Genomic DNA, 20,251 nt, shown 5'->3' on the forward strand with positions numbered 1-20,251 from the left:
TAATCGTATGTTGACACAAGTACAAAAGTTCCCTGCGAAAAACTTTTTTCCTCTGCGACCCTTACGCAGTAAGTTTTCTGGCTTTCGTAACTTAATAAACTTTTTGTCTATTGTTCCGAATTCTTCTTTCCACCCTGACGACTAGGGACGAATCGCCCATTGATCGCGCTGTATAGAGTCGTGTTTCTCGAGTTCTTTAGCGCTGTGAGTTCGCCTCGTTTCTTCGCCATCCGCCTGAAATAATGTTTGCTGAACTGGTCATTTCGATCGGCAAGTTGAATCGAGTGATTAATGAATTCCCACGTCATCGGAAAGCATTCTTGCTCAAAGGGATTTTCATGGTTCATCAACTTGCGATTCTGGGCTTGCATCAATTTATGCAGAGATGTTGCTGTCTCAGATTCGGGCGCAATCACCGAGTCAAGTGTCAGCCCGTCTTCTAAAAATAGAACCTTGAATGCCTGAAATTTTGAGACTGGAAGAACGTCAGATGCAAAATCTAATTGCTTAATTACTGCGATCGCTGATAGCCAAAAGCGAGCATGAGCGTCAATAAGCTCTTTATGCCCCTTGCCTCTGGGAATTGGAACAGGTTTATATTTGCTGTTCCAATCCAGTTGAATAACACGCATCAAAACAAAACGCTTAAGCGCCATGAGTCCAAGTAACTTATCAGGAGCGCCCGAAAAAATCGCGGTTTCGACTGCTCCAAGCTGAGAAAGTGTTTCTTCCCAATCGCTCGTCTCTGGAAGTTCAATGTAAGCGCGGTTATAGATATCGATTTGCATACTTCTGCTCACTGCCAAGGTACTCCCGTTACTCCCAATCCAAAAGAAACCACTTAGAAGTGGTCGATATTGCGTACTCAAGATGCCGCCTCCGGGGGTTTTTCTTGCGAAAGATCGGGCAGTAATCCCGCAGCAATGAGCGCTTTGCGAATTGCATCCGATCTCTTTCCCTTCGGAACAGTCGATCGAAAGTGCGCCAATTCGTCTGCCCGAAGACTGATGAGAAATGGAGCGCTATTTACCTGATTGCTGTATCTGCTGTCACAACGATCGCCTTGCATAAAAACCTCCTATCTAGCGTCTTGCTTAGGCATCTTCCAAGCTGTGACGCTATATAAATACAAACACTTGAACTATAAGATACATGATCATTTCAGAGAAATGTGGATTTTTGAAAAATAAATTTTCTGTAATGGCAACGCTCAATATGATGGCTTCGATTCACATGTCAGACAATTGTCATACACAAACACTAATATTAGTGTTAACAGTTCTGTGAATGGGAGTGTGATTGCTTTTGACGCGATCGCCTCTGGCTCATGCCGTCTCCATTTCTCGAAAATGCGCGTTTCGTTTTGAGTGAGCAATCCATAGCCCAATGTCTTGTTGTGACTGCCAGCAGTTGTTAAGCTCAGTTCGTTTTTTCTCACTCAGGGTTGCGATCGCGAGTTCCTTCCAGTGTCCCGATCGATTGTGTGGAGTTGGAACCCATCTAAATATGCGCTCCGGATTGTCTTTACGGCTTGAAACCCAGAAGAAGGTGCGATCGTTGCCTGCTCTCGTTTTGGCGGTGAACTGTAGCCCAATTTGGCAGAAGTGGGTGTTCTCTGAAACAAAATAAGCTGCAAGTTTCATCATTCCTACCTCGTTTTTGGATGTTCAGCGATCGCTTCAGTCAGTCTGGCATCGTCGAAGCTTGCAGCCATCATCGCTGCAAAGATTGCTTGACTCAGCGTTTCAAAGCAGCGATCGAAATAAATCTGTCCTGCGTAACTGCTCCATGCAATGCAGCGCATAAGCTCGTCAGGAACGAGGGTAAATCCGAAGCTTTCATAGTCTAAATTGACGCGGCAAACTATTTCGCCAGTGCTGAGAATTTCGGGGTTGAAGCCGCGATCGAGTAATTGATTCAAAAGTTCAGAGAGTCTCATTTTTCAGAGTCCAAATAACTGCCGTTCGAGTCCTTTCGAGATGCGCTGTTTCATTGCGCTTAAACTAATCGCGATCGTCCCTCGCTGTGGATGGCTCCAGATTTGATGTGAACCTTTCCCGAATCGTTTGAATCGCCATCCTTGAGCGATTAATTTCTGCTTGAATTGCTGAGACATATTGCTGCATTTGTTAATAGTTTAATAGTTCAGTTGTAGAGTGTAGCGTTGTAGCATTTTGAGCTGTAGCACTGTAGCATGTCGCAAGCTGTAGCACTGTAGCAAGGGGCTGTAGCACCTGTAGCACCGTTGCTACACTCTGCTACACGAATATTTTCGCTACATGATACAGACTGCTACAGAGGCTAATTGCTGTTAGCGAAAAACGTTCCGTCAACCTCGTAGATTTCATCTTCGAGTGCCATCACATCGAGATAAAGTTTGATTTCTTCAACAGGCATTTTACGGACGGGCGATCGCGCTTTATTAGCAAGGTCACGAGGTTTAGAGCCTTCACCATTTGCCAATAAGAAACGCTTGATTTCTGCTCTGATCGCGAGTTCTGATGAGTCAGATTCCGCTTCATCTGATGCGACAGAATCGCTGTGATAAAACTGCTCGATCGGATGTTCGGCTTCAGTCGATTGCATTAAAGATTCGAGTGATACCCTGCGAGATTTTGGCTCTGTTTTAGGCTCCGAATTTGCAGCAACATCTCGAACCAAGTCGGGATAAACCGGAGTGATTCCCCACGAATTTGAGATCGAGTCGAAATATACCCGCCCGGTTGCATCCAGTTGTGATGGCGTTGGTTTGCCACTAAAGAACGTCGATCCATTCGCAATCAATCCTTGATTCGACTTTGCCAGTAACAGCACCCGACGATAAACGTTTCGAGTACCGCCACTGATACCAAAATCATCAGTATTGGGCGATTGACTGACTAGCCAGCCGTACTGTTTAGAACTCCGTCCCATTGAGCAAAGCGCGTTAAAACCTGCCATCAGTCCTTTGAACCACTTCCCGGTCTTTTCTTTCACCGCGAGGGCTTCATCAAAAATCAGAAGCTTCATGGGTGCGCGTGAGTTTTGGAATTCTGCGATAAAGTTATCGATCGCGTCTTGAATCCCCTCCATGTCTTCAGCAGGCGTGAACGGACGAATGGGACATTTCAGCAAGCGATCGCACATTTTCCAGTAGTCCGCCTCTGCCGGATCTGACTTCGGATCAATCGCCCAAATCTGACAGTCAGGATGAAGCTGTTTGATCCAGCGAGTTGCATACGCGATCGTCAACCCTTTTCCGGCTCCTGGCTGTCCGACGATCAAAGTCGATTGCAGATGTTCAGCAAGTGATTTAGCAATGTCCTGTGATGCCTGTTTTTGAGCCACAGAAGCGACGCTTTGAACCATTGGAGAAGATTGCACTTCTACCGCATTCAATCGGGTATTTGCCCCAATTGTGGGCACTGCCGCAGGTTGAAATGATACGTTCGCATCTTCGGCTCTGATTGCGCCTGCGCTTTGCAATCCATATTGAGGGAATCGCTTCGCGGCTTCTGGCAGATGGCTCGTATAAATCGCTGGATTGCCTAGAACATCTCGCAATGCTTGGGGATTCGCAAAATAGCTCTGAATTGTACCCGCGAGAAACGCATCAATGAGGAATTGATAGCACGCCCATCGTTGTGTCGGGTGAACATGGTTCATTGCTGACATTAAGCCTTCTGGCGAGAAGTGGAGCAATTCATACTCAACCTTTTCGCGATCGCTCAAGTAGGCTGCATCCTCTCGAATCGAATCCCGCGCACCCTGAATCGCAGAAACGTCGTAAGCGTTTCCGGTTTCAGTTGAACTGGACAACTCAACATCACGCTCGGCTTGAGTCTTGCTTGATAGCGGCATGATTTGAACTTTGCCAGTCTGTAGCCATTGGGCGAATACAGCCATCGAATAGGCGATCGCGCCACCTGCGACGACGAGTGAGCCTAACGGATTGCTGAGAATGAGTAGTGCGCCTCCGCCTGCAATTCCCGCAAGCCCTGAAACTTTGCCAACGCCTGCATCAATCTTGGATGTCTTGATCTCATTACGCAGGCTATGTTTACGGGTTTCGATGAAGTTGAGCGTGTCGCCCATCTCTAGCAAGGTTGCAGGCAGTAGGTGGTCATCCTGCATTGATTGAGGGTTAAATTTGTTTAGGCTCATGAGCTAACTCCTGATGAGAACTTGAACAGGCGCGATCGCGCACCCAACGATCGCGCTTTGTCATATCTATGCGGATTCAGATTTGTTTGCAGAAGGCTTTCTAAAGTTCAGTACTTTGGGGAAACGCTTCGATTCAGACTCAGCCTTCACGATGTCCTCATTGGCTTGCCAGAGTGCCACAAACTTTTCTGCGGCAAAGACATTGATGTAAGTCCAGATAGCAGAAGTGACGAAAGCGCTAGGACTAAGGAACATGAACCGATAAAGCGGTGCGACGGCGGATGCAATGTCCACAACATAGGAAGCTCGAACCACGCCTGAGATCTTTTTATGATTAGCTGTTCCTGCTTGCTTGTAGGCTTTCGCTTCAATGTGAACTACGTCGATCGCTTCTTTTGGGACATCACCCACTCGAAAGTTCTTCACTGATTCGTAGTCCTGCTTTGCCTTGGCAACAGACTTCTTACCACGCTGCAAGTTGGCTTGAACTCCCAGAATGACGATCGAGATAATGCCCGTCACATAGAAGTTTGGATCAGCAAAAGCAATCCCAATATTTTGAATGTTGCCATTATTGGGACTGAACGGTTTCGGCATGAATGACGGGTGAGTTTCAGCAATATATGAGCCGTCGAACTTGCCCGTCTTAGAGAAGTGATTGCCGATCGCGAGTGCTTGCCAATAAGACTCAGCACTGCATAACCAGAAGTAAATGGCGATGGAACCGAGAAAGATTCGTTGTCCTCCCCGTGGAGCCGTACACCACTTGTAAAGTGCAGCAGGACGGGAGAAGAACCATGCGATCGAGTCAGCAAGCGAACCGAAGATTTCATCAGCAGTCGGTTCAGTGTTGTGATTCGATTTGGGCTGAGTCGAATCTGATCCGGTTGCTTTGGGCTGAGTTGAGTTGTCTTGAGCGTTCCGAAGTGCCATGAGTGCTGCTCCTATTTGAGTAGTGGGTGATCAGGGTTATTGCAGACGGTTGTATCTGGCGTGAATTTGCGATCCTTCCAGATACCCGCGCATCGTTGAAACTTGTCGAAAATCAATAGGGTTCGACTCGGTTGATTCTTCCAACCTGGAAGACCTGGTTTGATTTGCTCTCGGCTAAGATCGCCAACAATCAGCCGATCGATGTTTAACTGATCTGCTTTCTGAAAGGCTTTAGCCTCTCTGTCTTGCGCGTCTGCCTGCTTCTCTGCAATTTGCGCGCGCTGCTCAATCTCTGCGGTTTTCACATCGGTTTGATGCTGTTTACCTGCTTTGATGAATAACTGGGAGCCTCCGACGGCGGCAGAGAAAAGCAATAGACCTAATCCAAGGTTTCGGGCGTAGAGGTAAAGCTGTTTGTGTAGGCTCACTTCGTCCTCCGTTGCTCGACTTGTGGGACTTCAACCTTGAATAGAACACCCTGGTCACGCACCCAGTAGCCAGCGACGAAAGCAAGCAGGACGCAACCAAATACGAAAATCCCGCTCATCATCGATCCGTCATCACGGTGATAGTTGCTCACGGTTTAATCCTCCGGGATTAGATTCTCTAAATCGTTGGCAAAGTCTTCTACCAGGAATTGCAGATCAGGTAACTCGTCTTCATCCAAGCCGGAATTTTCGACGATGCTACGAATCTGCTGCATTGTTGCTTTCACCCGCTCTGAAGCCATATGTTCGAGCGGGTGTGGGATAAATTCGTCTTTGAGGTCGATCATTGAATTAACCAAGCGATGACTGCCCAACACTGAATCGGGTCTGTCAGAGTCGATAAGCTTTCAAGTGCAAACAGCATTGGATCGTTTGCCGATTCGTTTTCCATTGAGGTTTCAACGCCGTCCCCGATCGCGTCTGAAACGCTTGTCCAGAAGTCATCTTGAAGCCCGGACTTCAACCCCCAAGCATGAACCCCAAGCACTGCAACTAATGCCGCTTGATCGTTATCAGATAGGCTGCAATTGCCTGCTGCATCCTCGAATTTTTCTGCGAATTCCTTAATCTCAGTAATGTCGTAATTTCCGCCGTAATAGCCGATTGAGTTAGCCATGATCTCGATTTCTCCGTTCGTGTATTTGTTGTGAGAAGTTGTGAGTAGCGATCGCCCGTTTCTTCGCGGGAGTAAGCGATCGCGGTTTATTGTCTAGCCCTAGCCTCCAGCGCATTGCACCTCGCTCGTAGCGTTGCCGCGAGTGCATTCAGCAACAGATGCAGGGTTCTTTTTGAACTCGCGATCGTAAGTTGACTTATCGATTTCCTTGCCATCTTGCTCGTATCGAATGTGCTGCAAGTTTTGTGGCTGCGAGTGAGAGGCAATCAATGCGATCGCGCTCCCTGCTCCAAGGCAAACTGCGGTAATACCCGCGAAAATTCCGAAGCGGTCCATAATGAAAAATCCTCAATGATTTTTAGGTTTGTTGGGGTTTAGAAGCCGTCCTGGTAGTTTGGTAGCTGTGGGACGGCTTTTTGATGTCACCAATCGTCGTAATCGTCCCAATCGTTCGTGATCGGCGTTCCGTATCTCTTGCAGAAAATTTGCTCGCCTTCACCTGGATTGGTTAGCTCCAAGTCTGCGATCGCGATAAAGTCCCTGAAAAATCTCAACCTTGCCCGATCGCCTCGGACTTCGACGATTTGGTTGCGTTGAAAAGCTGATAGATGCCCCGGACACGTTCGCCAGTAGACGAAATTACCAACTTTCATAAATCTCGGTTGTCGAGTCGTTTTGGAAGCTCAGAAGCTTGCAGCACCATTTGACGCATCCGATCGAGTGCTTCGAGTTCCTTAGCTGGCATATCTTGCAGCTTTGTTTCGAGCAGTGCCGAAAGCCTGCCGAGACACACGATCGTGTCTAATCTCGAACTCTGCTCGAATGTCTTGCGGCGATTCATAAATCCGTCAAAGCTGCTCACCTCGATCGGCTCGCCGCTCACCAGCGATCGTCCTATGGTTGAAACCAAGAAAGCCAGATCACTGAATGATGCTTTGGGCATTGCATCGCCACCGAAAAAACTAGAGATTTTAGTAAGAATCTCGCTCATAGCTGTTCCCATACTCCTTCACTGTTGCGCTTCATAGGGATGATCTCGAATTCGGTGCAAACCTTATCCTTGAAGGGCTTACCGAGAAATTCTTCTCCGGTTTCATGCGCGATCGCTTCAGTGCGGCATAGTGCAACAAACTCGTATATCCCGCCAAAGCCGTCGTCTATGCGAACACCAAAAGCGATGTCTGTATCGTCGAGATCCGGCAGTACCTTGCACTTTGCGATTAGCTCACCGGGTTCGATGTAGGACTGTCCTATTAGTTCAAGATCGAAACCTTGGCAGCCGGGGTGATTCTTTTGCAGATAAAGCGCGATCGCTGTTCTGATTTCTGCGTCGGATAGCTTGATTGAAATTGAAGTTGCGTGCATTTTGAGAAGTCCTGAAATGATTGTGTGCTGTCTCGTCTAACTGAGTATCAAGGGGAAGTTTTAGAGCAATATCGCATTGCATTCGATTGGGATTCGATCAAAGCAATAGCAGATCGCGAAAACTTAATCGTTGTCAAAGTCCGGTGAATGGAGGAGGTTTAGTCGTACCTGACTCACTCGGTTCTATTTCGGGTGAGTTTTGGGTAGGTACTGCTGAGTACTGCTGAGTACTCTCGTTTTTTAGTCCAGATTCGGCTAGTAAAGAACCACTACTAGATAGAACTGACATCACAACATAGTTAGCAGCGTCATCGATCGAACAGTACTCACCCGAATCGACTAATTTTTGAAGCCTTGCGATCGCAGTGCTGCTCAGTTGAACAATGTTCTTCTTTTGGGACATTACAATGCCATTCCCTTGATCGTGATGTCTTGTGGCGCAGGTGCAATTTTGAACCGTCCGTTAGTCGATTGCTCGATCGCGGTTGCCAATGGTGCTGAACCTCCCACTAGCAAAACCTCACCTAAATCCGAGAAGAATCCTGTCCACTGCCCCCGCGCAGTGGTGCGAATGTCGTCTAACCAGGTGGATACACAGGCATCAAACTGAGCTTTGAAGTTCACCCCGTTCTGTCCAGTGGTGTAAGTGCCTGACTCTATTCCATCCAGAATCGAAGCAATATCAACGGATTGCCCCGTAGCTTTGAGCAATCTTGCTTGGATGCTATGCCCTAGCGCGTTTGTGCCTGGGAGTGTAATCGAAGCTTCTCGGATCGATGTCCCATCCGGTGCATAAAGCCGTCCTGAACTGGTTCCGCCTCCGAAATCGATCACGCCATTGATTGCACCTAACCACTGATACAAGCCATTTTTGATGCCATATCGGTAAGCTGCGGTGGCTTCCTCGATCGCGGTTGCTTTAACAATCGTGGCGATTAACTGTTTCCCGTTGCGAGTGTAGTCGTGCGTCCCTTCGAGTGCTTTCACTGCGTTGAGTGCTTCTGCATTCCGGGTGTCAGGAACAGCAATCAGTAGATTCTCAATCCGAATAATGTTTGTTCCTAGATTCGGTTCTAATGCAGTGAAAACCAAATCCTTCATCATTGCCAGCTTGCCTTTATCAAATGCTGCTTTCCCTTTGAGCGATTTAGCCAAAGAACCAACTGCATAGATACGTTTGTCGCGTTCAATGACGATCGTACCTGCGTTCGGCTCCGGTGCATCTTCAAAGCTCAAGTCGAAGTCACGCACCACAGAGGCAACTCTAACAATCTGCCCTCTAGCGTCGATAAATTCGGTGAACCGATTGCCAGGATTGACGCAGACAATTTCTCGAATTGCTTGGTAACGCTGATTAATTCTTTGTAGCTCAGTTATAGGTTGATACATTGATGCTTTCCTGTGTGGTGTGAATGAGATGCTTATCGAACTCTGGGGTTAAGTGTTGTCCAGCCCTTATGAGCAAGAATGATTTGCTTTGCCGCTTCGGTTGGATTCCGAAACCCGTTTGTCTCTGCGATCGTTCGGCAGTACTCCCAGATCTCGTTCGGCATCCGCATCTGTCCCGACTTGGGGATCTCGAATTCTTCATTCGTTGACATTGGTTCTCCTGTTGTAAATAGGTGAATATGGCTCTAGCGCTTGACTAGAGCCGCTAAGTTATCCAAAAAGCAATTGTTCCTTTAGGGAATTTCCGGTGACTTCCCGCGCTGGTTTCATCGATCGCGGTTGGTACAATTCCCACGGGTTTCGAGAACAGCAAGGACAAAATTTAGGCGCATTCTTGAGTCGTTTCAGATGCCGCTCTAGTCTGCGATTCCCTCGCCACACACGAACTACGGTGAACTTGATGCCGCGCTGTTTTGCTGCCCGAATTAGCGCTACGCCGGATGTTCCGTTTAAGTGGGATTGAATACGATCGCTCAGACAATCCGTGAACCCGACATAATGCCGGGTTGTGTGATTCAGACTGATGCGATCGTGGAAGTGGAGTAAATAAACCATCACTTCCACCTCCGCTAGAACGGAATCAAATCTGCAAAGTGGCAAGGCTTGCGATCGGGTGCAACGTAACAATTGCTCCATTCTGCTCTTGCTCGAAGCTTGCAGAGTCCGTTTTTAAATTCTCTGCATTGTGAGCAAGTTGGCGCGCTCGGATGTGAAACGATAAACGATCGCTTGATTGCGGTTGCTTGTACCATGTTGAAATACCTCGTCATTGGGGTTAGAGCCGTCCCGAATGTTTCTCAGGCAGTGGGACGGCTTTTTGATCGGGAATTACTGAACTTGCGATGCTGGCAGGCTCGGAAGTGAAATCGTCAGTTGGTTGGAAGACCAGGAGAAAGCAGCAAAGCGCCAATCGCTCTTGAGTGTTCCGCTCGGTAACTGTCATCCCATAGCATCGGGAGACTTTCATAAACAATCGGTCTTCCAACCGTTCGCGTTACAGAATCTCCATCGGCGTTGTAAACAAACAATCCAATAACAACGAGAAAAGCCTTTTTTCCTTCGTACTCGCCTTCAACAAGATCTCCGAGTAGTGGAACATCAGAAATATTCTGGTAAAGACGATCTCCGCCGTTGTAATTGGGTGCAACAGCAAAATCTAAGTAGAACGAACCATCTGGTGATGAAATCTTTTTGCTCAACGCCAAACGAATGTCGTTTTCAGCTTCTTGCGGTGTCATTGGAAAAATCCTCGTAGGGTTTGAAGCTGGAAGAATCCAGCAGTTGATCGCGTATCGACAAAGTGAACGCGATCGCGTGTGAAATCTTTGCAGCACAAAATAAGCTGTGTGCCTTGTGCCATACCGCTACTAGATTCATCGGCAAGTCTTGAGGCGATTCAGTTTTCTTGGTTCAGGTGTCGATTTGCTTCGACATTTAGATAATAGCGTTATTTATGGGTTTCGTATGTGTAAAACTCATAAATAAAACAGAGTCAATCCAAATTCCCTATAGAGCCTAATCTATGTTTTTTACACATATAAAATCTGTGTTTTACTGGCATAACGTATGGATTAGATACAATTAGGAGTTGATTTTTATGTCGGCAAGTGATGTGGGAAGACCGAAGCGATCGCGCAAAACTGATCGGGTGAATTACAACCTAGACAGCGCTTTACGTGCCATCCTGCAAGATATTGCAGAACGCAACGGACGCAATGAAGGTTCTCAGGTTGAGCAGTTGATTTTGTTCTACGAAGCCGCTGAACAGCTTAACAGCGAAGGAACTCCACTTACTTTTGATGCCATTAATGCCAGAATCAGACGCATTTGGACAGCTCTAACGAAGGATGAGAAAACGAGCGATCTCGCTTGATTTTTTTTGTATGCTGAAACACTAAAACTAGTTTTGGTGTTGTGAAAACCAACGATTAAAACTAGTTTTGGTGCATCACAGATGTGACAAGATTTAGAGAACAGCGTAGGGAGGTTTCCCCATGACTCAAGCCAAGCAACGATTTAACACGATCGAGGAATATCTTGACTATGACGATGGGACAGACACCCGCTATGAGTTGGTTGACGGAGAATTGATCGAAATGCCTCCAGAAAGACCGCTCAACCGTCGAATTGCCATATTTCTGCTTGCAGAATTTCTCAAGCTGGGAGTGCCGACCGATCAGCTTTCCCTCAAAACTCAAATTGTCATCACGAGTCGCAAAGTAACGGCACGGGAACCTGATTTCGTTGTGCTTTCCCCTGAATGCGCCAATGCACTAGAAGGAGCCAGCAGCGACATCATCAAGACCGACATGCCAGCACCCTCGCTGGTTATCGAAGTCGTTTCGCCCGGTGAACCTGGAACTGATAACTACGATCGCGATTACGTTGACAAACCAAAAGAATATGCAGGGCGGGGAATTCCTGAGTTTTGGCGAGTCGATCCGAGCCGCGCAGTTGTGGCAGTACTGTCTCTCGGCAGTGAGACTTATCGAGTTCGAGAGTTCCGAGGGACGGATGCGATCGTCTCTCCCACATTTTCCAATCTGCAATTGACGGCTGAGCACGTTTTGAGTGCAGGTTGAGCAGGAACTACTCGATCGGATTTTCCATAACTCTTAGGAGCAGTCAGCCTTCACTAACATATGAGCTGACTTCCAAGCAGTGAGTGTTCTGCTGCCGATTTCTCTGGTTTCGATACGATCGCGCGTTAATCTGATACGAATTACAGCTTTTTCAGCCTTACCAAGAGCTGCTGCCAGCTCTGGTGTGACGCTAAATCGATTACCTTCTATTCGCTGTAAGGGGAAAACTTTTCCGTCTATTTTTATTGCCGCTTCAACCGCATCAAGATAGGTTGTGTCTCGACTTGTTATTACATAGTACTTTGCGGTAATTGCTCTCTGTCCAAGAATAGTAATCACCCCTTCCTCTAATAGATCCAACGGGAAAAATGGATTTTTGAAATTCTTGTCAAAGACAATCAGACTTTCTTCTTCTGAGAAACTATCTCGAAGAATAACAGCAGTTGACCAAGGAACTCGATTCAAGTTCAGCTTCTCAACCTCAATCACAGGTATTGATGGAAACCTTTTCGAGTAGAGTTCTGAATTCTTTATGCAGGCTTCAGAAGCGATAGCTGGAAGTGTGAGGGCAAGCCAAGAAAGAGTAGCGACAGACAGTGCAGCAACAAGTTTCATGTATCTAATCAGACAAAACATCTGACAGTGAATAGTAAGTGCCAGCCAATGCAACGGCTTATCACTTCTCTGTAAAAAACAGAATCGCTAAATAAATGCTGAGAAAGTTAAAGTTCGTATGAAATAAATCGTTTTCTTCCAGAGTGAGATGGCTGTTCTTTTATCAGTGCTTCATGAATTCAAGTATGTAGCGCAAAGTTTATGTGAACTCAGTATTTTTGCAGAATCCAGGTAATTATTATTCTCACCAAGTCCCATTATTCAAAGATCATGCTCTCGAAAGAAACGATCGCGCAGGTTCTAAAAATTAGCCCAGACAAGATAGACAAATTCGGTATCAATCAGAAATGTGTGAATGTTTGGTTAAAGGATTCGCCGGAGATACTATCTGTCAGCTTTGAAAAATTAGGAATGAAGCAGGAAGAATTGATCTCTCCTCCGACTTCTATTTCATCCTCTACTGCATCAGTCGTGTCGGTTGTAGTTGTAATGTTTGTATTTATGTCCTTAAGTCTGGTAATCAAAAATTACAAACCTGCTGACGAGCCTTTTGACATAACCGCTGAAGCTAAGCGATGTATTTTATCTAATTCGGGCGATGGAAAATATGTCACCCAAGAGGATATCGATCGGATTCAAGTAAACTGCGGCTATCTGCTTCGGGAAATAGAAAACCAGAAACTTCTAAAACGAAAGTAGGGTTGAGCGAAAATACAAATAACCCGGCAAATTCACAGTTCAAAGACTGAATGCTTGCTGCGTGAACTTTTCCACTTTCTGTGGGGGAGTTTAACCAATATAATGGCTCACATTCGTAATATCCCTATGTCCGCTAATCTGCGCGATTTCATGCGGTGCATAGCCTTGCTTGTGCAAATTGGTGATGCCGCTTCGACGAAACGAATGGGTAGACGCGCCATCTATACCAATACGATCGCAGGCTTCCCTCAGAATCTCGTCTGCCATCCGCGCCGTTAGGTGTCCAGTCTTGCTACCACGTCTGCCGGGGAATAGGTACGCAGAATTGATGGAGCCGCGCTCACTCATCCAGTCATCAAGAAATGGTTTCAGATTTGCATCGATCGCAATCTGACGAGTTGCACCCTTACCCTTTGTTGTGGACTTCCGAAAGGTGATCACGCCGTTCTGAATGTCGCTCACCTGCAACTGGACACACTCACTGATCCGGCAAGTGGTGAAATAACAAATCGCAAAAATGCATCGATCGCGATCTGTCTGCAATCCCTCCGAGAACAATTTAAGTAGCTCATCCGCACTGAGTATTTTTGCTTTACCGTGTCGATTATTCTTCTGTGCAATATTCGGCTGAAAGTTTAGATCGAAGTTCATTTGCGCTGTCTCAAAAATCACTGCGGAATCACCCTTTTATTGTACTTCCGAAAATACCATTTTCGGAAATAGAGGCATAAAAACCTCATTCTTTCGCACTTTTGGCTGAGTCTCATCAAAATCAGCGCCTTTATTGAGAATGAACCCCTGTTATTGAGAAAACAAGGTTAGCAGCGTTATCGAATGAGACTTAAAATAAGACAAGTGTTCCCGGTGGAGAAAGATGGCTGAAACCAGTATTGTTTACGATTACGAACAGAATGAAGTGAGAGTGTTTACCGATCGCGAAGGTATCTCACGGCAGAACAGAAAACGACTGAAGGGGAACTGCGCGATCATGGAAAACCGATCAGGCGGTCGCGTGTCCAGTTGGAACATCACGATCAACATGAAGCTGTGTCGAAGTGCGTCTACGATCGCGAAAGTGTTGGGGAGTCCAGAATGAGTCAAACGGTGATGGTAGGGACTCGCGTAAGTCCTGACACTGAGCAACGGATTAAACAACTCGCAGAGCAGATGGGAATAACTCCTGCTCGACTCATCGGGAATGCGATCGCACAATATCTGGGTGATGATGTTGCACCTTCACCTGTCGATCGGTTGTCTGAATTAGAGCAAACGGTTTCGGCATTGAATCGACGCATTTCAGGACTGTCTCAGCTTAAAAAGTCCCCTGAGAATCGACTGCAAGATACCTCCAAAGAATCACGGGTATCTTTGGACGTTTCGGACAGCGTTAAGGCAGATTGCCCCAAGTGCCAGAGCGATCGCACTCGTCGGGAAGGACGAGGCAAGGTTAGGACGAACGGAACACGGAGCCAGAGATTTTTATGCCGGGATTGCGGGAATTTGTTCGCGATCGGTTAATATACTCCCCTTCACCCTTGGATGTCTGAAAATCTTGCACAATGAGCGATCGCAGGGGAAAGCGCAGGTGACTGAATCGAAGTCGGGCGATCGCATCGTTGCTTGGAATATTACCCTACCGATCAAACATTGCCGGGGTGCATATGCGATCGCGAAAGTTCTCAGCCCAGATTAGGCGAAATTGCTCCTGCGAGAATGCCCTGCAACGTGCTTCTAAAGAATCTCCGGTACGTTTGTACCTTTAGCTGCAACAGTTTTGATGCAGATTTAGACATTCAGAACAGACAGTTGCGATCGACTTTCTAATCAAGCAATCTGGATGATTTCCAGATTGCTTGCATTAATCTCATGGATCGAGTTAAGCCCATCCAATACTGATTGCATCTGTTCTCTTACATCTCCTCCTGCAATATAAATCTCAGCAAGCGATTCAAGTTCTTCATGTAATTTTCTTCGCTGCTTACTGCGCGCGATCGCGACTAAAAGCAAGGGTTCGGTAGGTGTCATCGATCACTCTCCTTTTTGAGGGGTAGCTAATGGTATGTCAGATCCTCCGATCCATTCTGTAAAATCCACCCCCCCTACTTTTCAGATTGAAAAAAACAGCGCGATCGGAACAGAATAAACCCTGCTCACGATTCCCTATGCCGCGATCGCTTGAGTCTGAACCACATAGCCTGCTTGAATCACCCGACCAATAGCGATCGATAAGTCCTGATACTTGAGTTCAGAATCGAGTCCAAGTAATGCACAACGCCGTTCAATGCAGCGCATAACGCCATCCAGGTATCTCGGATCGCCGCACTTGTTTTCCTCGATCGTCACTTCTTTTACGATCGCGCCTTTCTCAGTCATGCCGTCTTCATTGCGCTTGGTTCTCTTGGGAAGCTTCGATCGCTCCCACTGCTGCCAATATTCAGCTTCGACTAAATCGATTTTGGCAAGCTCCTGCGCGATCGCCTCGTCGAAGTCACGCAATGCGGACTCACGCCAGCGCTTACGAATCAGCTTCAGATCGTCGCTAATCTGTTGCTGAGACACGCCTAGAACTTCAGCGATCGCAGTCTGCGTTTCTCCCTGCAAGTACCGCCGCGCAAGCTCGACTAAATCTTTTTCACGTTGATCAGGATGACGCTGCCCAGGCATAGAACGAAAATACTACAGCGAGACTACAACTCCCATGATACAGGCGCATCTCTGGCTACAGTACGATCGTTCTATGAACTGGCTGCCGTCCTCCAAGCAGACGGCATTTTGTTTTGGGAGTGCGATCTCACTCATCCCAAATAAAAAATCCCACCATCGCTGACGGGTCTGGACTAATAAATTTACCTATTACATAACCATTACATAAGCAAAGTCTTAGTTGGAGAGCGTTTTGGGCGATTTCTCAAGTCATTCGCCTTTTCTGATTACATAAGCCTGTATAGAGTTACGCCCAAAACGGAATGTAACTCGCGTGTTTTCTGGATGTATTGCCAGAGTCGTAGGGCTTTATTCGATTAGCCTTCAATGTTTCAGAAATTATCTTCGATGCCACGGGATAATTCTTGTCGCTAATACCAAACCGCTCCCTCAGAGAAGTGTTAGTCATCTTTTTGTTTGATACCCAGCAAAGACAGGCGTGTTGATAACAGGCTCTAATACGATCAGTGCGATCCATGCCTGTTAGAGACTGTGGAGCATAAAGAATAGCTTTAGTATGGTTTGACGTTACTTGAAAGTCAGGAGGAGGTAATTGGTATATTTCTACCTGGAAGATGACCTTATCAATACCGCTGCCTCTTTCCTCGCAGATATTCAATCGTCTCATTACGGAAGCGAGAGTTTCATTACGAGAAATAGGTGGCTCATCAATGAACCTTAGGGTGTCAATTAGCGGTATACCAGGGTTCGTGATTTCGATCCGGTCTGAGAAAATCTCAATTGTTGAACTAGTACCAGTTATCGTAAAATCTTGATGAATTAGAGCATTGGCTACTAACTCGCGAATAGCAAGAGAGGGATACATTTGCACATTTCGACGCAAGGCTCTGCCAATCTCTTCGTTTCGCGGAAGCTGATCTCCTACATAGGTTACAAGAGCTTCAAAACCAATTGCATAACCTTTTGTACTGACAAACTCCTTGATACCATTGGACCGATCGCTTCCCTTATAGAGAATAACTCGAACTGCTTTTCTGGATAGACCTTCAAAGGCTTGGATATCTCGCGCATACAAAATAGCGCCTAAGTTTGTAATACTATAATCGCCATTTTGCTCAACAATTACTTTCTCCTTAATCAGTCGTTCTGTAATAGCGGATCGATTCTCTGGAATAATTTGACCAAACATTTTGAAGAACTCTGGATAGTCAATCAGACTAAGAACTTCTTCAATCTGCAAGCCTGACATAGCAATTCTTTTTTCAAAGGTATGATGCTGAAACCGCTGCCAAAGGTTGCGCTCTTTTTCGGGATATTCTTTTATTTTCTTCTTATAGCTGCCAACTCGAATAAACTCTGTTTCTTTGAAGCGAACTGGAGTATGAGTTGCTGAGGGGACTTCAAAAATAACCACTGGTTTCTCATCAACTTGAAACTCGTGGATACGAAAATCTAAGCGAGGGAACAGTAATCGGGATAACCAGCATTCTAGATCCTCATTTCCGACCTTACTGGAATTGGAACGAGGCTTAAAGCTTGTCCCCAACACTTGATGTGTGGAATTCTCTACGCCCCAAACGAGGTAAGCCCGCTCCTGCTGATGTAATGCCGCTGAGTTTGACAAAGCAGAAAGATACTCACCAATTTCCTCTGAGTTTCCATCGTTGTGCTTAAATTCAACCCACTCGGTCTCCTGTGGAAGTTGCAAAAGGCGATGCAATAACGTGGTCAACTCAGTTTCGGTCATGTTCTAAAGTCTAGCTATATAAGAGTACATCTCGTAGAGTCTAGCAGGAGTGCCTATAAGATTACCCATGAATCGATTCAACTGAATCGCAATGATTTTTGTACAGGGGTGATTGAGGTAGATTTTATAATTTGTTATCCCTCCAGAATTTTCAAAGCCGATCTACCGATCGCACTCGGAGCCGTAGAGAATCTTTCTTGTGCCGTCTGGGGAGAATCGAGCGCACCAATACCCATCAGCAAGCCAGATCCGCAACGGGTGATGGATAAACTTGCCGTAGATGAAGGCGGAAACCACGATAACTAGGGATAAGATCACGACCCCTTGAACTACTTTCAACGGTCGGGCTGTCCATTGATTTTCCATTGGCGCAAATCTTGAGGGAACGGGCTTAGGATTCCCAGACGCGGACTTCGTCGATCGCAAATTGTTTGAATTCAAACAAACTTAACAGTGCAAAAATATTCCAATTCCTATAGTGTTCTTATAAGGATTGGAATATTTTTTGGTATACCACTCTGATTAATCGCTAATAAGTATTGATTTCATGCAGTTTTTACGGTTCTCTTTTTACTTTGGGGTAGTAGGGGTCGTGGGTTCAAATCCCGCCGCTCCGATTAACGAAAACCGTACAACTTAAGGGTTGTACGGTTTTTTAATGAGAATTTTCTGTCTTCGTAGTGTCAATTAGGCGGGACGATTTAGGGCGATTTGGGAGGTTTGTTGGGGGAGAATTGGGGGGAAAGAGATCCTGTTGTCACCCCAATGGAGATTCCCCCCAATGCCATCCTCAAAAGCGTCAAAAGGCACAGTGACAGTACGTTCCAACGACGATCGCCTCTATCTTCGCTGGTCTTGGTCAGTCGAATTGGGGGGAAATGGAAAACGCTACGAAATTGCGATCGGGCTACCCGATACAAAAGCCAATCGAGCAGCGGCAGAACTGCAAGCCAAGTTAATTGAGCGAGACATTGTAAATCAGCTTTTTGACCCTACTTTGCGGAAGTACCGGGGCGATCGTGCGAATGGCAAATTGACGGTTGTAGATCTGTTTGAAAAGTTCATTGCAGCAAAAACGCCTTATGTCTACAAATCAACGCTGATTAAGTACCGAGGATTGCTCACCCATCTCAGAAAGTTCTTCAAATCCAAAGCAGTGTTGAGTGTCGGAGAGGCAGAAGCGATCACATTCCGAGATTGGTTAACCCAGAGCGAAAACCTAGCCCCTGTGACCGTGAGAGATAAGCTTTACCTTGCATCGGCAGCTTGGGATTGGGGAATTGAAGATGCGAGAATCCCAAGTGATCATAAGAATCCTTGGACTCGATTGTGCGAGAAGCATAAAGTTCCACCGAAACAGAAAAAGAAACCCCTCAGCATTGAAGAAGTTCGGAAAATTGTACAAGGATTTCGCCTTGATCCCGAATATTCTTACTACGGCGATTTTGTGGAGTTCTTCCTAGGGGTTGGATGCCGGACTGGAGAGGCTGTAGCGTTGTGTTGGAAACATTTTAGTGATGACTGCGGGGAAGTTTGGATTGGAGAAAGTGTTACGGTTGATGGCGATCGCAAAGCCACCAAAACCAATGAAGCGCGTTCCTTCCCACTGACACCACGTTTACAAAAGCTAGTCCAGGCACGTCGCCCTGAAAATGCTGATCCTAATGCCTCCGTTTTTCCATCTCGTCGGGGCAGGATCATCAACCCACGTAATTTTGCGAAACGAGCTTGGAAGACCATTCTGAAAAAGTTGGAGATTGATTATCGTCGTCCCTACATCAGTCGGCACACGAATGCGACGATCTCAATTTATGAGTATGAGGAAAATCCCGCAAGTGTTGCACAACGTCTAGGGCATGATCCACGGACTTTATTTCGGAACTACGTGGGTGATTATGGAAAACCGAATGCGCCACCCGATTTTTTGGGTGATGATTAACTTGCCTTGCGTCCACGCTTCTTCGGTTGATTACTGGACGAGTTGCGGGTGAAATGCTCGATCGCTCGATAGTGAGCAACGGGGTTACTCCGATTTCGATACCAATCTTTGAGAAGTTCTGCGTGGTAGACAACTTCGCCACCATCATGCTGCCAGTGAATTCCCTCTACTAGGCTGCTCCCTTCTGCGACTCGCCAACGATCCAAGGTTTTCCAGTGCTTGCAAACGATTTTAGCGGCATCATGTTTATCGATCCACTCAGGAACAATTGTAGGTATTTCTAGTTGGGCAACTTTGGCATTGACTTCTTCTAAAAGTGCTTCGGCTCGCTGAAAGAGTGCGATCGCTTGTTGCAAAAGGATAGTAGGATCTTCTTGATTCATAAGGCAACATTGCTAAAGATGAGCGTAGAAGACACAAAATTTGTGAGTGATTAGTAACCATTTACTTTGATGCTTTTTTCTAGGTGATACTCAGAACCGTTCCAGGCATAGAGCATTTGTCGAATCTGGTTTCCCTCCAATTGATTCACAATGAGCGATCGAACTGATTGAGTCCCAGTCTGAGCAATGAGTGGGATCGACTTGGGTAAGTTTGGGGACAAATAGGTACTCCAAGCCAAAGAGTGGGGACGATTAGCCTGGAAAGCAACGATGAGGCAACCCAACTCGCCACATAACTCAGAGGCTTGAGAGAAGTTGAGAAAAAAAAGCTCCTCTTTGCCATGTAAATAAGCAATTTGAACTGGGACTGTTTTCTGTTGCTCTAAAGAGAGCGAAGTAGATTGTTGAATAAAGCTGTACAACGTTTCTTGTGGGATGCCCTCAGCATCCTTCCATTCCAAAGGTGTTCCTACCAAGACAAGATTCTGTCTAGTGCAACCAGATAAGTTGAATCCTGCAACCAAAAGAGCAATGACAATCCCAACTTTGAGCAGCAATATAAATCGCAGCAATGACTTCGATGGAGATGGAAAAGATAGTCGAATTCGATTCATGAGTGTAAGTGGAG

The 20,251-nt window shown here is 46.3% G+C and carries 35 protein-coding genes; 6 read left to right on the forward strand and 29 right to left on the reverse strand.

Features of this window, described 5'->3' with window-relative positions:
- Positions 1–107: 107 nt before the first annotated feature.
- The 21 genes from ACMUEV_RS19520 to ACMUEV_RS19620 form a co-directional block, all read right to left on the reverse strand.
- Complete coding sequence (locus ACMUEV_RS19520) at positions 108–788, reverse strand: hypothetical protein (protein WP_190650889.1); 681 nt, start codon at positions 786–788, stop codon at positions 108–110.
- A 77-nt stretch (positions 789–865) separates the two neighbouring features.
- On the reverse strand, positions 866–1,069 hold the full coding sequence (locus ACMUEV_RS19525) for a hypothetical protein (protein WP_190650891.1): 204 nt from the start codon (positions 1,067–1,069) through the stop codon (positions 866–868).
- Between the two features lie 256 nt (positions 1,070–1,325).
- Positions 1,326–1,646, reverse strand: coding sequence for a hypothetical protein (locus ACMUEV_RS19530; RefSeq protein WP_190650893.1), 321 nt, complete (start codon positions 1,644–1,646; stop codon positions 1,326–1,328).
- Positions 1,647–1,648: 2 nt separating this feature from the next.
- Positions 1,649–1,939: a hypothetical protein gene (locus ACMUEV_RS19535; protein ID WP_190650895.1), complete on the reverse strand. Its 291-nt coding sequence runs from the start codon at positions 1,937–1,939 to the stop codon at positions 1,649–1,651.
- A 3-nt stretch (positions 1,940–1,942) separates the two neighbouring features.
- Positions 1,943–2,116, reverse strand: a complete 174-nt coding sequence (locus ACMUEV_RS19540; RefSeq protein ID WP_190650897.1) for a type II toxin-antitoxin system HicA family toxin — start codon at positions 2,114–2,116, stop codon at positions 1,943–1,945.
- Between the two features lie 185 nt (positions 2,117–2,301).
- Positions 2,302–4,143, reverse strand: a complete 1,842-nt coding sequence (locus ACMUEV_RS19545) for a hypothetical protein (RefSeq protein WP_190650899.1) — start codon at positions 4,141–4,143, stop codon at positions 2,302–2,304.
- A 66-nt stretch (positions 4,144–4,209) separates the two neighbouring features.
- On the reverse strand, positions 4,210–5,076 hold the full coding sequence (locus ACMUEV_RS19550) for a hypothetical protein (protein WP_415354642.1): 867 nt from the start codon (positions 5,074–5,076) through the stop codon (positions 4,210–4,212).
- A gap of 11 nt (positions 5,077–5,087) precedes the next feature.
- Positions 5,088–5,504 carry a hypothetical protein gene (locus ACMUEV_RS19555; protein ID WP_415354643.1) on the reverse strand — a complete coding sequence of 139 codons (417 nt, stop codon included), beginning with the start codon at positions 5,502–5,504 and terminating at the stop codon, positions 5,088–5,090.
- Positions 5,505–5,659: 155 nt separating this feature from the next.
- On the reverse strand, positions 5,660–5,851 hold the full coding sequence (locus ACMUEV_RS19560) for a hypothetical protein (protein ID WP_415354644.1): 192 nt from the start codon (positions 5,849–5,851) through the stop codon (positions 5,660–5,662).
- Positions 5,848–6,180: a hypothetical protein gene (locus ACMUEV_RS19565; RefSeq protein ID WP_415354626.1), complete on the reverse strand. Its 333-nt coding sequence runs from the start codon at positions 6,178–6,180 to the stop codon at positions 5,848–5,850. Before ACMUEV_RS19565 ends, ACMUEV_RS19560 begins: the two co-directional genes overlap by 4 nt.
- Before the next feature lie 99 nt (positions 6,181–6,279).
- Complete coding sequence (locus tag ACMUEV_RS19570) at positions 6,280–6,516, reverse strand: hypothetical protein (RefSeq protein WP_415354627.1); 237 nt, start codon at positions 6,514–6,516, stop codon at positions 6,280–6,282.
- An 86-nt stretch (positions 6,517–6,602) separates the two neighbouring features.
- Positions 6,603–6,833 carry a hypothetical protein gene (locus ACMUEV_RS19575; protein WP_415354645.1) on the reverse strand — a complete coding sequence of 77 codons (231 nt, stop codon included), beginning with the start codon at positions 6,831–6,833 and terminating at the stop codon, positions 6,603–6,605.
- Positions 6,830–7,171 carry a hypothetical protein gene (locus ACMUEV_RS19580; protein WP_415354646.1) on the reverse strand — a complete coding sequence of 114 codons (342 nt, stop codon included), beginning with the start codon at positions 7,169–7,171 and terminating at the stop codon, positions 6,830–6,832. The genes ACMUEV_RS19575 and ACMUEV_RS19580 overlap by 4 nt, the downstream gene beginning before the upstream one ends.
- Positions 7,168–7,545, reverse strand: a complete 378-nt coding sequence (locus ACMUEV_RS19585) for a hypothetical protein (protein ID WP_190652919.1) — start codon at positions 7,543–7,545, stop codon at positions 7,168–7,170. The genes ACMUEV_RS19580 and ACMUEV_RS19585 overlap by 4 nt, the downstream gene beginning before the upstream one ends.
- A 133-nt stretch (positions 7,546–7,678) precedes the next feature.
- Positions 7,679–7,948 (reverse strand): hypothetical protein, encoded by a 270-nt coding sequence (locus tag ACMUEV_RS19590; protein ID WP_190652920.1) that lies wholly within the window; start codon positions 7,946–7,948, stop codon positions 7,679–7,681.
- A complete protein-coding gene (locus ACMUEV_RS19595; RefSeq protein ID WP_190652921.1) occupies positions 7,948–8,934 on the reverse strand; it encodes a hypothetical protein in 987 nt (328 codons plus the stop codon). The genes ACMUEV_RS19590 and ACMUEV_RS19595 overlap by 1 nt, the downstream gene beginning before the upstream one ends.
- A 32-nt stretch (positions 8,935–8,966) precedes the next feature.
- A complete protein-coding gene (locus ACMUEV_RS19600) occupies positions 8,967–9,146 on the reverse strand; it encodes a hypothetical protein (protein WP_190652922.1) in 180 nt (59 codons plus the stop codon).
- A gap of 58 nt (positions 9,147–9,204) precedes the next feature.
- Complete coding sequence (locus ACMUEV_RS19605; protein ID WP_190652923.1) at positions 9,205–9,549, reverse strand: endonuclease; 345 nt, start codon at positions 9,547–9,549, stop codon at positions 9,205–9,207.
- Between the two features lie 14 nt (positions 9,550–9,563).
- A complete protein-coding gene (locus ACMUEV_RS19610) occupies positions 9,564–9,746 on the reverse strand; it encodes a hypothetical protein (RefSeq protein WP_348251660.1) in 183 nt (60 codons plus the stop codon).
- A gap of 117 nt (positions 9,747–9,863) precedes the next feature.
- Positions 9,864–10,232, reverse strand: a complete 369-nt coding sequence (locus ACMUEV_RS19615) for a hypothetical protein (protein ID WP_190652925.1) — start codon at positions 10,230–10,232, stop codon at positions 9,864–9,866.
- The gene (locus ACMUEV_RS19620; RefSeq protein WP_277880449.1) at positions 10,229–10,354 is read right to left on the reverse strand and encodes a hypothetical protein; all 126 of its coding nucleotides are present in this window, start codon (positions 10,352–10,354) and stop codon (positions 10,229–10,231) included. The genes ACMUEV_RS19615 and ACMUEV_RS19620 overlap by 4 nt, the downstream gene beginning before the upstream one ends.
- A 237-nt stretch (positions 10,355–10,591) precedes the next feature.
- Here ACMUEV_RS19620 and ACMUEV_RS19625 point away from each other — a divergent pair, with 237 nt between their 5' ends.
- Together ACMUEV_RS19625 and ACMUEV_RS19630 are read left to right on the forward strand one after the other, a co-directional pair.
- Entirely contained in the window at positions 10,592–10,867 is a 276-nt protein-coding gene (locus tag ACMUEV_RS19625; protein WP_190652926.1) for a hypothetical protein, read from the forward strand.
- A gap of 121 nt (positions 10,868–10,988) precedes the next feature.
- Complete coding sequence (locus ACMUEV_RS19630; protein WP_415354647.1) at positions 10,989–11,576, forward strand: Uma2 family endonuclease; 588 nt, start codon at positions 10,989–10,991, stop codon at positions 11,574–11,576.
- A 33-nt stretch (positions 11,577–11,609) separates the two neighbouring features.
- On the opposite strand, the gene ACMUEV_RS19635 is transcribed toward ACMUEV_RS19630, so the two are convergent.
- Entirely contained in the window at positions 11,610–12,191 is a 582-nt protein-coding gene (locus ACMUEV_RS19635; RefSeq protein ID WP_415354648.1) for a hypothetical protein, read from the reverse strand.
- 270 nt (positions 12,192–12,461) lie between these two features.
- Here ACMUEV_RS19635 and ACMUEV_RS19640 point away from each other — a divergent pair, with 270 nt between their 5' ends.
- A complete protein-coding gene (locus ACMUEV_RS19640) occupies positions 12,462–12,890 on the forward strand; it encodes a hypothetical protein (RefSeq protein WP_415354649.1) in 429 nt (142 codons plus the stop codon).
- Between the two features lie 90 nt (positions 12,891–12,980).
- Here ACMUEV_RS19640 and ACMUEV_RS19645 read toward each other — a convergent pair whose 3' ends face one another.
- Positions 12,981–13,541 carry a tyrosine-type recombinase/integrase gene (locus ACMUEV_RS19645; RefSeq protein WP_415354650.1) on the reverse strand — a complete coding sequence of 187 codons (561 nt, stop codon included), beginning with the start codon at positions 13,539–13,541 and terminating at the stop codon, positions 12,981–12,983.
- A 223-nt stretch (positions 13,542–13,764) separates the two neighbouring features.
- On the opposite strand from ACMUEV_RS19645, the gene ACMUEV_RS19650 reads away from it, so the two are divergent.
- Both ACMUEV_RS19650 and ACMUEV_RS19655 read left to right on the forward strand, forming a co-directional pair.
- On the forward strand, positions 13,765–13,986 hold the full coding sequence (locus tag ACMUEV_RS19650) for a hypothetical protein (protein ID WP_415354651.1): 222 nt from the start codon (positions 13,765–13,767) through the stop codon (positions 13,984–13,986).
- On the forward strand, positions 13,983–14,408 hold the full coding sequence (locus tag ACMUEV_RS19655; protein WP_415354652.1) for a hypothetical protein: 426 nt from the start codon (positions 13,983–13,985) through the stop codon (positions 14,406–14,408). The genes ACMUEV_RS19650 and ACMUEV_RS19655 overlap by 4 nt, the downstream gene beginning before the upstream one ends.
- A gap of 306 nt (positions 14,409–14,714) precedes the next feature.
- Here ACMUEV_RS19655 and ACMUEV_RS19660 read toward each other — a convergent pair whose 3' ends face one another.
- The 4 genes from ACMUEV_RS19660 to ACMUEV_RS19675 all read right to left on the reverse strand — a co-directional run bounded on the left by ACMUEV_RS19660 (position 14,715) and on the right by ACMUEV_RS19675 (position 17,667).
- On the reverse strand, positions 14,715–14,915 hold the full coding sequence (locus ACMUEV_RS19660; protein ID WP_415354653.1) for a hypothetical protein: 201 nt from the start codon (positions 14,913–14,915) through the stop codon (positions 14,715–14,717).
- A 135-nt stretch (positions 14,916–15,050) separates the two neighbouring features.
- Positions 15,051–15,554 carry a hypothetical protein gene (locus ACMUEV_RS19665; RefSeq protein WP_415354654.1) on the reverse strand — a complete coding sequence of 168 codons (504 nt, stop codon included), beginning with the start codon at positions 15,552–15,554 and terminating at the stop codon, positions 15,051–15,053.
- A gap of 286 nt (positions 15,555–15,840) precedes the next feature.
- Positions 15,841–17,301: an ATP-binding protein gene (locus ACMUEV_RS19670; RefSeq protein ID WP_190649382.1), complete on the reverse strand. Its 1,461-nt coding sequence runs from the start codon at positions 17,299–17,301 to the stop codon at positions 15,841–15,843.
- Between the two features lie 162 nt (positions 17,302–17,463).
- Positions 17,464–17,667, reverse strand: coding sequence for a hypothetical protein (locus ACMUEV_RS19675; protein WP_190649384.1), 204 nt, complete (start codon positions 17,665–17,667; stop codon positions 17,464–17,466).
- A gap of 415 nt (positions 17,668–18,082) precedes the next feature.
- Here ACMUEV_RS19675 and ACMUEV_RS19680 point away from each other — a divergent pair, with 415 nt between their 5' ends.
- Positions 18,083–19,240, forward strand: coding sequence for a tyrosine-type recombinase/integrase (locus ACMUEV_RS19680; protein WP_190649386.1), 1,158 nt, complete (start codon positions 18,083–18,085; stop codon positions 19,238–19,240).
- Here the strand turns inward: ACMUEV_RS19680 and ACMUEV_RS19685 are convergent.
- Together ACMUEV_RS19685 and ACMUEV_RS19690 are read right to left on the reverse strand one after the other, a co-directional pair.
- Positions 19,237–19,623, reverse strand: a complete 387-nt coding sequence (locus ACMUEV_RS19685) for a hypothetical protein (RefSeq protein WP_190649388.1) — start codon at positions 19,621–19,623, stop codon at positions 19,237–19,239. The genes ACMUEV_RS19680 and ACMUEV_RS19685 overlap by 4 nt on opposite strands.
- A 50-nt stretch (positions 19,624–19,673) precedes the next feature.
- Positions 19,674–20,237 carry a hypothetical protein gene (locus ACMUEV_RS19690; RefSeq protein WP_190649390.1) on the reverse strand — a complete coding sequence of 188 codons (564 nt, stop codon included), beginning with the start codon at positions 20,235–20,237 and terminating at the stop codon, positions 19,674–19,676.
- Between the last annotated feature and the right edge of the window lie 14 nt (positions 20,238–20,251).

This window comes from Leptolyngbya sp. FACHB-1624, assembly GCF_047649235.1.
Lineage (GTDB): Bacteria > Cyanobacteriota > Cyanobacteriia > Leptolyngbyales > Leptolyngbyaceae > Leptolyngbya > Leptolyngbya boryana.